The sequence below is a fragment of the Variovorax sp. PBL-H6 genome (assembly GCF_901827155.1).
Lineage (GTDB): Bacteria > Pseudomonadota > Gammaproteobacteria > Burkholderiales > Burkholderiaceae_C > Variovorax.
The window spans coordinates 3,344,069-3,357,313 of the sequence record NZ_LR594659.1; the positions used below are offsets into that span (position 1 = coordinate 3,344,069).

The 13,245-nt window shown below is 67.7% G+C and carries 4 protein-coding genes; 1 reads left to right on the plus strand and 3 read right to left on the minus strand.

What is annotated here, in order from left to right; translation table 11 throughout:
- Positions 1–8 precede the first annotated feature (8 nt).
- From G3W89_RS15685 to G3W89_RS15695, 3 genes are all read right to left on the minus strand, one after another.
- Positions 9–9,407, minus strand: a complete 9,399-nt coding sequence (locus G3W89_RS15685; protein ID WP_162575056.1) for a two-partner secretion domain-containing protein — start codon at positions 9,405–9,407, stop codon at positions 9–11.
- 30 nt (positions 9,408–9,437) lie between these two features.
- A complete protein-coding gene (locus tag G3W89_RS15690; protein ID WP_174258322.1) occupies positions 9,438–11,123 on the minus strand; it encodes a ShlB/FhaC/HecB family hemolysin secretion/activation protein in 1,686 nt (561 codons plus the stop codon).
- 284 nt (positions 11,124–11,407) lie between these two features.
- A complete protein-coding gene (locus G3W89_RS15695; protein WP_162575057.1) occupies positions 11,408–11,845 on the minus strand; it encodes a hypothetical protein in 438 nt (145 codons plus the stop codon).
- 197 nt (positions 11,846–12,042) lie between these two features.
- Here G3W89_RS15695 and G3W89_RS15700 point away from each other — a divergent pair, with 197 nt between their 5' ends.
- Entirely contained in the window at positions 12,043–13,197 is a 1,155-nt protein-coding gene (locus G3W89_RS15700; protein WP_162575058.1) for an ABC transporter substrate-binding protein, read from the plus strand.
- Positions 13,198–13,245 lie beyond the last annotated feature (48 nt).

Sequence of the window (13,245 nt, forward strand, 5' to 3'; positions counted from 1 at the left end):
TCGTCTATTTAATGCACAGCTGTAACGCTCACTTTCACGCCAAGAGATGCCCCGTAGAGCACCGCATTGTGGATCTGATCCCATTGTGCCGATGTCGTGCCAGCCGGAACCGCAATTTTTAGCTCCCGCACACTTATGTCCCTTGAATTAATAACGGCACCACTCAAAGATCCTTCGATGAAGTTTGCAGCCGAATCAACATTTTCTTTGATGGAGTAGTAGACACTGGATGGGTCATTTACCTTCGCTGTCGTGAGCGTATCTAAAGTTTTCGCACTTGTCGCAATGCCTGTCGTGCGATCAAAAAAATCAAAGACCTTGAAGTTCGGCGGAAGTCTGGAACTGCCGGACATTGAAGTAGCCAGATAGTCCTCCCAAGGCATACCTTGTTCCTGAATGCCCTTTCCCCAGGCGATCTTGATGCTTCCATTGTCCGCCGCGCTGGTCCAAGTGGGCAACGGACCAGCAGGGACATCGACGATCTGCCCCGCGCCATTCATGACCTTGATCTCGCCCGTGGCTGTATCGACGATGCCGCGCGAGCGTGATGGCAGCCCAGACAGACTGAAGGGTTCGTAGCCTTCAGGTGCCTTCCAACTCGGTGAGCCAATGCTCGAGCCGCGCGGCATGCCGTTGACGTATTCCAACGAGCCCAGGAATACCGTTGCATCTCGGTAGACCGAGAAGGCTTGGGTGTTCTGGGACTGGATGAATTGGTAGCACCTTGAATCGCCGCTCGAACAGAAGTCCGCCGGGTTCGCTCCCAGCGCGCCGGCGACCCCCGACAGAAACTCACCGAGGCGCTTGGCATCACCTGTAGCCGCCCATTCAGCCACCGCGTTCTTGGCTACGGCCTGGTTTGATGCACTGACACCATTCCAGTATTTGTAGACACCTTCGACATCGCATCCGGCCGTCGCTTCGCAGCGAGCCAACTGCTCCGAAAATGCACGCAGCTCACTCTGGCGAGTGTTTGCAGGGTTGTGCGCCAGGTAGTTGTTCGCAGCCGCATTGCTGCCCGCCTCACTGCCGATGTTGATCTGGCTCGCATCGCCGCCAGTGACCGCTACAGCAATGCCGCTCACCATCGCCGCGAACTGCACCGTGTCGTCTCTTCGGCCGTAAGCCTCCGCCGACATCTCGCCGATCGCTGCACCCAGCGCACCCGCGCCGCAGCCGCTCGCACGGTCCGCTCTTGCCGCACCCACCATGCATCCCGCGATCGCGTGGGCCACCTTGTTGGTGAAGTCATCCAGCGTGCCGTCGACGGTGAGATTGCCGATGGCGTTCGCGCCCTGCGCAGCCGCCGTGTCCAGCAGTGCCCCCTTGATCCCCTCCCTGAGGCTGTCCTCGAAGCTGCCGCCATGGATGGCCGTGCCGATCACGGCCCGGGCCGCACCCGCCGTGAGGTTCTGCCCCAGCTGCGTCATGACGGGCTGCGCACCACCTCCTGCGGTGGGCAAACCCGTCGGCTCGAGGTTCAGCCCCGCGAGCACCCCGCCCGTGACGATGGCCGTCAGCAGGTTCTTGACGCTGGCACTCGACCCCAGGTCGTTCAGCGCCCCACCGACATCCCCGCGGTTGTTGATCAGCGCGACGCTTGCCTGGCTCGCCAGCGCCGTGACACCGGCCGTGACCGCGCCCCCGACGACCGTGCCGGCCGTCCCGCCCACGGCCGCTCCAGCACCGGCGCCGATGCCCGATGCCGCCCCCGCCGTGAAGTACGCCACCACCAGCGTCACGATGGCCGCGCCCTCGGGCGTGAGGCCCTGCTGCTGGTAATCCCAGTTCCGGTGCGCCTCCTCGACCCTGGCCCAATCGACCTTGCCGCCCGGGCCGGGATCGTTGTCGAGCTGCGCGATCCAGCCCATGCCCGGCTGCCTGGCGAGCTGCTCGAGGCTGTCCCTGGCTCCGAGTCCCGCCTGCACCCGGTGGGCGTTGACCACCAGCGTGCCCGCGTTGAACTGGTTGTAGTGCGTGGTCTCGTCGCTCGTGCCGCTCGATCCCTGCTGCTGCCACGAGAAGTCCCTGCGCTGGCTGCTGCTGTCCAGCGTGGCCACGGTGCTCTGCGTGTCCAGGTGCAGGGTGCCGGCGTTCAGGCCCAGGGTGCCGGGCGTGTCGATGGTGGTGCCGGCGATGTGCAGGTCGCCGCCACTGCCGTCTGCACCCGTCGCGCTGATGCCGACGTTGGCACCACTGAGGGTGGTGCGCGCAAGGGTGCTGATCTCTGCATCCAGCGCGTCCGCGCTCTTCGCCCCCAGGCCATGCCCCAGGTCGTGCAGGCCCAAGGGCCCGAAGTCGCCGCCACGCCGGCGCTGCTCGCCATGGACTTCGCTGCGATCGATGGCCGCGGCGATGTTCACGCTGCCGCCTTCGATGGCGATGTCCCTGGCGGCTGCAACCTGCACGCCCTGCAGGTTCACCGCGCCGCCTCGCAGCACGACGCCGCCCCGGCTGCTGGTGAGGGTGCTGGCGACTGCGGTGTCGCTCCCGATGTCGATGCCCGTGCCCGAAGCCCTGTTCTGCATGAAGACCGGGTCGTGGATCGGACTGGAGCGCTTGCGCTCGAAGTCACTGCTGGTACTGCTGGTGCTGCGGCCCTCGACGATGTTGAGCAGGCGAGCCGCATCGAGCATCACGCCTTGCGTGCCGCTGATGTGCGAGCCTTCGATGCTGATGTCGTTGTTTGCGCTCAAGGCAACGAGTGCGCCTTCGAAGCGGCTTGCGATGCTGGTGCTGTTGTCGTGCTGGCCGCTCAAGGTGTTGGCGGTACGGCTCACCTTGCCCTTGTCGGTCCACTGCATCGAGAAGCTGCCGGCGCCTTGCTGCTGGCCCGATTCGATGTGGATGTCGCGCCCGGCCTGCACGTTCAACAGGCCGCTTGCGGCGTCCACCGTGGCCTGGCGTGCGTTGACGTCGCGCCCTGCACCCAGGAGCGTGGTGCCCTCGGTCACGATGGCGGTCCCCAACTCGCGCGAGGAGGACGCCACCATGGCGCTGTTGTTGTCGAGTCCCACACCCACGAGGGTCGAGGACTCGCGCACGGTCTGCAGGTGGATGTCGTTCTTCGCGCTGATCGAGGTGAGCCCGCCCGGTCCCCTGTTCTCGATGAGGGCACCGACGAGGTTCACGTCATGGCCCGCGCTGGCCACCAGCGTGCCGCTTGGGTTGCTCACATAGAGGCCGGCTACGCGGTCGATGCGGGTGTTGCTGTTGAGCCCGGTCTGGCTCGTCGTGGTCGTGGTGCGGAGGTTGATGTCGCGCCCGGCGGTGATCGACAGGACATCGCGCGCATCGATGGTGGCGCCGATGCTGTTCAGATCCGTCCTGGCATCGAGGGCGACGCTGCCGCCGCTGATGCGTCCACCCAGGTGGTCGATGGTGTCGGCATTGATGGCGACCAGCGTGCGCCCGGCGATGGTGCCGGTGTTCGTCACGTCTCCTTCGCTCCTGATCCTGAGCGCATCGGCACTGAGCAAGGCCCCCGAACCATCGATGTCCCCGGGCCGCACGCGCACGTACACCTGCGGCACCAGCACCTTCTGGGTGCTACCGTCGGGCAGGGTCACGTCCTGCTCGACCAGCCAGACGATGTCGCTGGTCAATTGCGCCATCTGCGCGGCCGTGAGGGCGATGCCCGGGCGCAGGCCGTATTCCCTGGCAAAGGTGGCGCCCGCGCTCATCAGCGCGGCGTACTGTTCCTCGTCGCTCTGGAAGCCGTCCAGGTAGCGGTAGCCCGTGAGCTGCGCGATCTGCTCGCGGATGAGCCGCTGCTCGTAGAAGCCGTCACCCAGGCGCTTCTGGATGAGGTCCGGGTTCAGGCCCAGCCTGTCCAGCAGGGCGTCGCTGCTGAGCCAGGCGCGATAGCCGGCGAAGCGTGCATCGGTCTCCACCAGGTAGCGGCTGCCCGGCTCGGGGCGCGTGTTGAAGAGGCTGGCGGTGGGGATCGAGGCTTGGGGCGTGCTGGTGCGCACGACCATCGGGGTGGACGATCTCGGATTGCCGCCGGGGCCGCCCGCCTGCATGGACGGGGTGCCATCAGGTCCGTTCACGCTGCTGGCCGTGCCGGCACTCCCGCCCAGAGCCTTGACGACCGCACCGACGTTGGCCGGTACCTCGACCAAGGTGCCCGCACGGGCATTGCCGCCCACATCCCCGGCAGCACCGGCAGCGCCGGCATAGGCATCCACGCTGGCGCTGCTGCCGGTGCGATCCGGCGCCTTGCCGCTGGTGGCATTGAAGTTGCCCTCGTAGCGGAAGGCGCCCACATCGACGGTGCTGGCCGAGGTGATGGGCCCCAGCACATTGAAGTTGTTGGGCCCGGTGCCCGGCTTGTTGGCCATGTAGCCGGTGACCCACGTGGTGGTGGTCGTGGCCTGGGTGCCGGTGGTGGCCTCGTTCCTGGTGCCCGTGGCGGCGAGGCTGCCGCCGGCGAGCACCTGGCTGTCGCGGTTGTAGAGGAAGCCGTTGACGTCGAGATTGCCGCCGGCGACCAGGCGCGCCGGGTCGGTGCGGGTGGCCTGGTCGCGGGTGGTATCGAGGGTCTCGTCCCAGATGCCCCAGCCCTGGCCCACGACGGCGACGGAGCCGTCAGCGTTGCGGTGGAACACGTAGCGGCTGGCGTCGTCGCCCCAGGTGTCGGCGCGGTCCCAGAACTTGCCGTCCATGGTGGCAAGCCGGGAGGTGGTCGACTTCGTGGTCTGTTGCGCCACCTGGAGGTGGATGTCGCGGTTGTTGACCTGCGCCATCGAGACGGACATGCTGCCCAGGGATTCGATGTCGGCGCTCAGGTTGTCGAGGGTTGCGCCCCGGCCAGTGGCGTAGCGATTGGCATCCAGGGCACCGCCGATGAACAGGTCGCCGGCACTGAAGATCAATGAACGATCGCGGTTGGCAATGGTGCGCGCGCCGATGTCCAGGGACTCGCGCGCGGCGATGCTGGCTGATCGATTGATGCCATTGACGGTCTCGGCGGTGTTGTCGAGCGTGCCTGCGGCGATGGAGATGCGGTCACCGTAGAGGCGCCCGGTGCCCAGGTTGTTGAGGACACCCGCGTTGATCTGCGTGTCGCCCTGGCTGTCGATCAGGCCGCGGTTGGTGAGGGTGCCCCTCGCGTTGACGATGGTGTCGACGCCCGACATCTCGGCACCGGCCGTGTTCTCGACGTTGCGGCCCGAGACGGTGAGCGTCTGGCCGGCCAGCAGCTTGGCGTGGTTGGTGAAGTCGCCGGTGGTGGCGTACGTGAGGTTGCCGTTGGCCGCGAGCTCGGCCGTGTTCACGATGTCCTGGTTCAAAGCGATGCTCAGGTCCCGACCGGCGATGAGCTGGCCGTCGGCGCTGAAGGTGGCGGCATCGATCGCCAGGTCCTTGTGGGCGACCAGCTTGCCGCTGGTGTTGGCCAGGCCCAGGGTCTTGGCTGCCGGGTGGGCGGCGTTCGGATCCACGATGCGCAGGGTGTTGCCCGCGGAGACCAGGCCGGAGGTGTTGTCGATGCCACTGCTGCCAGTGAGGGTGGCGTCGAGATCGGCGCGGATGGCGCCTGCCTTGTTGATCAGCGCGCCGGTGGCGGGGCCGGTGCCGATGGCGATGGCGATGGCGACATTCCTGCCTTCGATGCCCTGCTCGGGGCCCAGGGTCGCGGCGTTGGTGAGATGCCCGGTGTGGAGGGTCGTGGTGCCCGATGAGCGGATCAGCGCGCCGGTGTTGTCGATGCTGCCGGAAGGGCCTCCTGCCGGTGCAACGGTGTCGATGCGCAGGTCGCCTGCGGCCAGGGTCCGGCCGCCGCGGTTGTCGAAGGCAGCGCCCTGGGTGTCGATGCCCACGCTGTCCTGGCCGAGGATGAGGCCGCCGCCGGCGTTGGTGAGGCTGCCGGTGCTGGCAGCCAAGATGGCCTTGGCACCGATGAAGCCGGCGCTGTTGTCCAGGGCGCCGCTGGCGAGCGTGAGCGTGCCGCCGCTGGCGATGCCGCCCTGGCCGCTGGCATGTGCTGACGCGTTGGTGTTGGTGAATGCCTGGCCGTGGGTGTCGAGGGTCATCGCCCCACCGGACTGGACGAGGCCGACGTGGTTGTTCAGCGCGCCGGAGTTGACATCGACCGTGGTGGTACCTGCGATGGTGCCTTGCGGGTTGTCGAGTGCGGCGGTGCCGGCGTCGACCCGCACGCTGTGGCCGAAGACCTTGCCGCTGCTGTTGTCCAGGCCTGCGTTGCGCAGGGTGATGGCACCGCCGGCCTGCAGGCTGCCGCCGACGTTGGTGGTGGCGCCCGCGACTGCGGCGCTCAGATGGCCGACAGCGGTGATGCGGCCGATGTCGTTGTTCACGCTGGCTGCGTCGAGCGTGACGTTGCCGCCTGCGCCGATCTCGCCATGGCTGTTGTCCAGCAGCCCGGCGACTGCGAGGCCGAGGTTGGAGGTCTCTGCGGCGCGGATCGAGCCGCCCTGGTTCGCCAGGCTTCCCGCAGTGATGGCGGCATGGCCGTTGCCGGCGATGATCCCGGCGTTGTTGTTCAAGGCACCGGCCACCGTGATGCGCGTCTCCGCCGAGCCAGACTGCACGAGCCTGCCTCCTTGGTTGCTCAAGGTGCCGGCATCGAGGGTGATCTGCCTGGCGGAGGTGCTGCCGCCGTCCTGGCTGAAGCTGCCCGCGACGTCGACGACGAGCGCGCCATTGCCGGTGATCTCGCCGCTGCTGCCGCTGTAGTTGCCGCCAGCGATGGCCAGGGTGCCGGTGCCTGCATGCTCGATCTTGCCGCCGGTGCTGGTGAGGCTGGCGCCCGAGAGGCTCAGGTCCTGTCCGTTCGTGGCGATGCGCCCGCGGGTGTTGTCGAGAGCGCCCGAGGTGGCGATGGTGGTGGCGCCCATGCCGGTCTGCACGATCTCGCCGCCTTCGGTGTTGGCGAGGTTGGAGAGGCTCAGGCTCAGTTGGCCTGCGTTGAGCTTGCCGCGCTGGTTGACGAGCGTCTGGTTGCCGTGGTTGTTGGCCGTCACGCTCAGCGTGCCGGGTGTGGCGATCGTCGCGCCGCTGGTGGTGACGTTGCCCTGTATCGCACCGAGCGTGATGTTGGCTGCGCTGGTGCTGCTGGAGGACAGATCGATGCTCGCGCCCTGCAGCGTGGCATCGCCCGCGGCGAGGTTGGTGCCGTTGGCCGCCAGTGCCCCGGTGGTGGTCACGCGCAGATCTCCTGCGCTGCCGAGCCTGCCGTCGGCCTGGATGCCCGCGCCGAGCGTGCCCGTGCCTTGCAGGCTGCCCGCGGTGACCGTTGTGCTGCGCCCGGCGGTGAGGCTGCCGTCGTTGGCGAGAGCACCCGTGACGCCGATGGCAGTGTCGTTGCCAGCGCGCAGGCTGCCGCTGTTGCTCAGGCTGCCGGCCTGGATGGCCAGATCTGTCGCAGCGCCGATCGAGCCGTGAGCATTGAGCAGCTGCTGCGCCACGGTGAGCCGCGTGTGCGCCGTGGCCGACTGGATGCTGCCCTGGCTGTTGTCCAGCGACTGCGCGCCGAGGGCCACGCCCTGGTGGGCCATCAGCACGCCGGCAGTGTTGTTGATGGCGCCGCCGGCGTTGCCCGTGAATGCGCCCGCTGCGGTGATGCTGCCTCGGGTGTTGTCGATCGAGCCGCTCGCGGTGATGTTCGCATCGCCGCTGCTCTCGAGCGTGCCGTCCGTGTTGATCAGGTCGCCCGCGCTCGCGCTTGCGATCTGCAGGCTGCCTGCGCGCAGCGTGCCGCCGGTGTTGTCGAAGCGATCGACGTTGGCGCTGAAGCCCTGGGCGACGTTCACGGTGCCGCCTGCGTTGCTGAAGCTCGCTCCGCTGGCCGCGAGGCTCGTCGCGGCAATGGAGCCATCGTTGTTGTTGAGCTGCGGGGTCTGCAGCTGGATGGCGCCGCCCGCGTAGATGTGCCCGCTGTCGTTGAGCACGCTGCCGGCGGCGGTGATGGTGCCGGGCGCGGGCATGTAGCTCGGCGTGGCGGTCGTGCGGCTGCCGCTGCCGTTAGCGTTAGCGTTAGCGTTGGCGCTGCCACTGCCACTGCCACTGCCACTGCCACTGCCACTGCCGCCAGCGCTGCTGCCCGTGCCGGTCTCGATGCCCGTGGCCGGCGTTGCCGGGCCGGAGACGCCGGTGCTACCGGTGTCTGTCCTCGTGCCTGGCTGCGCGGGCGCCTGCGGCGTCGGCTCCACTCCGATCACACCGCCAGCGGTGTTGCTCAGGATCGGCGCCTTGATCGTCAGGCCCACCCCGCGGGTCTGGCGCATCGTGCCGCCGCGGTTGTCGATGTCGCTGGCGCTCGCAAGCTGCAGGCTCTGCGCTTCCAATGTGCCCGCATTGGCGAGCGGCCCCTGCGTGGCGATCCTGAGTTCCCCGCCGCTCGCGATGCGCCCGCTGTTGGCGACGCTGTCGGCCTCGATGGCGGCGCGGCGCGCGGCCTGGATCGTCCCGATGTTCTCCAGCCGCCCGGCTGCGGTGATGACGAACTCGCCCGGGCCGGAGAGCGGACCCGAACCATCCGCGGCCATGATGGTGCCGGCGTTGCGCGCGCCGACGCCCGCCTCCCTGCCGATCAGGAAGATCTTGTTGGCGTACATGCCTCCGAGCAGCGCGACATCGAGTGCGAAGCCGGGCGCCTTGCCGGTACCGGTGGTCGCACTGATCTGCGTCTGGTCGGCCGAGACCTCGTTGGCGCCTGCGACGACCTTGAGCTCGTTGGCCCAGAGCGCCGCGTTGACCTCGATGGCGCGTGCGAGGATGGCCGCGTAGTCGGTGCTGCTCGCATCCAGGCCCGCCCCGTCGATGGTGACGCTGCCGCCGCGCACCACGTAGCCGTCCAGCCCGCCTGCCGCATTGAGCTGCGGGGCGCCGGTGGTGAGCGTGGCGCGGCTCGCGTTGATGAAGGTGGTGCCATCCACGGCGATCCCCGCCGGATTGGCCACGATCACCTCGGCGCGCTGCCCGCCCACCTCGATAGCCCCACGCAGCTGCGTGGGGTTGCCGCTCGTGACCTCGTTGAGGATGATGCGTGCCGGGCCGGTCGCGAGGAAGGGGTTGGCCTGCACCCGGCCGCCCAATTGGGTCTGCACATCGGTGCGGCTGTTGTTGAGGATGACGCCTCGGGACTGGACGTCGAACCGGTGGTAGAGGTTGCGAGAGACGCCTGCGGGCGAAGGCGTCTGGATGTTGACCACCGGCACGCCATTCGGTGCGACCAGCACGGTGGGCCTGAGGCCCGGCGCCACTCCGGGTGCGCCGACGATCTGCGCTTGCGCGGCCGTGGCGACCAGCAGGCTCGCAAGCGCAGTACCGATAGGGGCGGATGTCGTGCCGCTGGCCTTGCCCGCGCTCCTGGCCGTCTCCTGCACCACCATGCGCAGGCCGCGCGCGGCGTTGAAGACAATCCTGTGAAGCTGCTTGTTCATGTTCTTTTTCCCCCTGCCTGCGCCTGCGCGTCAGAAGCTGTAGTTCAGGTTGAATCCGGCCGTCGTCCCGGCCGTGCGGAATCCCTCGGGCTTGTCGATGGGCGCGCCAACGAAGAAGTCGTAGCTCAGCCCCATCCGAGCGCCGCGCAGACCGATGACGCCGCCGCTCAGGTGACGGCCCTCCAGCTGCCGCGTGGAAGGCCCGGCGACCTGCCCGTGATCGATGCCGAGGTAGAGCTCGGCGCCGCTCTCGCCCACCGCCCAGCCGACGTCGTTGCGCAGCAGCCAGCCGCGATCGCCCAGGAGGCTCGATTCACCATCGAAGCCGCGCACGGTGTAGCGACCGCCTATACCGAAGCGGTCCTGCGGCGTCAGCGCGCCTGGGCTCCACTGCGCGCGCCAAAGCCCGGAATAGCGCAGCTTTTGCGCGCCGAGCTGAAAGGGTGCATTCACGCCGAGCTCAGCCGTCGCGATCCTGACGCGCGCAGTGCCGTCACCGAAGTTCTCCTCGGGTGCATGGAGCGCGCCGAAGGCGCCGGTGCCGCGCCGCCCCGCCAGGTTGGCGTCGAGCGTGGCCTCGCCGATGAACTCGCGATGTGCCAGCCCCAGTTCCCAGCCGGCAGTGGCGCGCTGTTCTACCCAGATCTCCTCGTCATCAACGAAGTTGTGCGCGCTGCGCCGGAAGGCGCGCAGGGCAAGCGTGGTCTTGCGGCGCTGGTCGCGGTAGATCAAGCGAGAGACCTTGACCTCGGCACTGGCCGATTCGCCCGCGTAGACATAAGTCTCGTACGCGCCGTGCACGCTCTGGTGGTACTTGCCCTGCGAGGCGGTAGCGCTCGCGAGCCAGTAGCCCCAGGGCAGCGAGTAGTGCACGGTCTGGCCCCTGGTGCCCTGCCCCGGATGGTTGAAGGCGTCATGGTTGAGGCTGACGTAGAACAGGTCGTTGAGTCCCAGAGGGTTGTCCCAGGCCAGAGTGGCCCCGGCCTGCCTCTTGCCAGTGGCGTGGGTGCCGCTGTCATCGAGGCTCAGGGTCGTGCGCAGGGGAAAGCGCTGCGCGTAATTGACGACCAGGTCGCTGTCGCCAGGCCGCGCGCCTGCAAGGCTGGAGACATCGATCTGGACATCGGCCTCGGCAGTGGGGGCGCGCTTGAAGTTCTCCAGGCCCTGCTCGATGTCGCGCACGTCGATCAGATCGCCGGCACGCGCCGGAATGGCGGCCGCGAGGCTGGTGCGGGACTCGCTTCCTCCGGCGAACCGGATGGCGGCGACGCGAGCCGGAATCAGCGTCAGGGTCAGCGTGCCCTGGTGCAGTTCCTGCGGCGCCGCGAGCACGCGGGTCGTGATGTAGCCGCGCGCGACCAAGGCCCGCTGCAGCCGTGCCATCACGATGTCGATCCCCCGGGGACCGAGACAGCGGCCGCGCGGATCGTCGCTGCCGACTTCTCCGGCGGCCGCGGCCAACGCCCACTGAAAGTCCTCGGCGCGCTCGCCGGCCAGCACCAGGCGATCGACGCGAAGGCACGACGGCTCGTCGTCGGGCAGTTGGCGAGCCTCGGCCCGAAGTTCGGGCCGTGCGGGGTTGTGGAAAGCGCGCTCCTGCTGTCGGCGCAGCGCGCGTTCGCGATCCTGCTGCCGCTGCTCCTCGACGAAAGCATTGGGCGCCGGTGGCAGTGGCACTGGCGGCGGCGTCTGGGCATGCGCCAACGCCGAGAGCATCGCGAGCATGACTGCCAGCGCCGTCACCGATGTCTTGCGCTTCCCGCCACGAGCGCGCGTGTTCTCCCAGGCCCCTGGCCCGAATCCTCCCCTGACACTCAGCACATCGACCCTTCTTGTTTTTGAAGGGCAGGATTCTGCTGCGCGGCTCCGAAATATCGGAAGCCGCGGCAGAAAACTTCAGATTTGCGTGAGGAGTGCGGGCTCCGGCCAGGGAGGCCTGATCACCTGCTCGACTTTCTTGCGCTGATCAACTCGACTTCTGCACAGCACAACGTCAGCGCTCAATAGACGAGACCGCTGTAGACCTCTTCCGACTGCACCTCGCCCTGCGCCGCCAGCACATGCTTCTGCGCCGCCATGATCAGCGCTGCGCGATAGGCTGAGCGGCTCGCAATCTTGGTATGCGTGATGATGGTCTGCCACTCGCGCTCCAGAGTCTGAGGCGAGCGGTCGACGCTGCGGTTCATCAACGCCTGGCTCACATCGATCAGCGCCGCGGCCGAGCCGAGGCAGATGTTGATCGCCGACTGTGCGGCGCTGACCCGGAAACGGTCATGGATTCCGGCCGAGCCAGGGTCCTGCAACGCGTCCAATGGCAGGTTCGCGGTCGGGCCGAAATACGGCGTGCCTTGCATGTCGCTGTCGGCGCGCGCCAGCACCTGTTCGATGGTGGAGAGAGCGCTTTCCAGCAGCAAGAGATCAGAGGGCTTTTTATTCATGTAGGTCGCGGCAGGACATCCGGATCGATCGGCATGTTGCCATCGGACGCCTCTTTCGCCGCGTGCAAAAAACCACGGACCACAAACAATAGTTAACACCCATCGCCGCCGAAGTCGCCCCGAACGTGACTTACTACCCTCGTACAAAGGCACCTAAGTCGCTACATTTTTCAGTCGACTCAACGAAAGGGCCTCCCATGGATCGGTCACGCAGGCTCTGGCTGAGCAAGGCGAGCGCAGCGCTGCTGCTAGGCGGTGGGTTGGCCCGGATCGGCCAGGCACAAACTGTCCGTCCGGCAGGCCGCACGGTGATCCTCGGGCAGTCCGTCCCGCTGACGGGCGCCGCGAGTGAAATCGGGCTGGCCTTTGCAGCAGGTTGCCGGCTCTATGCAACCCAGTTCAACGACGCCAATGTAGCCGGCGGGCTGCAGCTGAAGCTGCTGCAGCTCGATGACGGCTACGACGCCAAGCGCGCCGCGGCGAATGCGCGCACCTTGCTGGTCAATGAAAAGGCCGACATGCTGTTCGGATTCGTCGGCACCGCCAGCAGCGAGGCCGGCGCCGCCGCCGCGGCCCAGCAGGGCACCGTGCTCTTCGCGCCTTTCGCCGCGGCGGACACTCTGCGCAGCGCGGCCCATCCCAACGTCTTCCACGTGCGGCCCAGCATGGCCGACGAAGCCATCAAGATGGTGCGTCAATGCGCCACTGTGGGCCAGACGCGCATTGCGCTCGTCGGTGACGACGACGCCATGGGTCGTGCAGGCCTGGCTGCGGTTCAGCAGGCCATGAGCGAGCAAAAGCTCGGCCCCTTGGCCGCCCAGGCGCTGGTGCCGGCCGCCGATGGCAGGCTCGATGCCGCGCTTGCCGACGTGCTGAAGGCGTCGCCACAGGCCATCGTGCTCGTTTCGCTCTCCGGTACCACGGCCGAAGCCATTCGCAAGCTGCGCAAGAGCGGCTACAGCGGCAACTTCATGGCCTTCTCGGTCGTCGGCATCGACCCGCTCTACGCCACGCTGGGCAAGGACATCCGCGGCATCGTGATCGCGCAGGTCGTGCCCTCGCCGCGGTCCGCGGCCACCCCCATCGTCAAGGAATACCTCGCGGCCCTCGACAACTCGGACCAGACGGCCTCCTACGAAGGGCTCGAAGGCTTTATCGCCGCCAAGGCCGCCGGCGAGGCGGTGCGCCGCGCGGGGCGCGCCTTCACGCCCGCGAGCCTTCAGCGGGTGATGGCGGGCATGACAGACTACGACGTCGGCGGTTTTCGCATCAACCTACGGCCCGGCCTGCGCGATCCGCAGCGCACCATCGACCTCATCAGCATCACGGCGGACGGACGCGTGCTGCGCTAGCAGGAAAGGTCCTACGTGACAGCCTGCCGGCCAGCGCATAGGATTTGG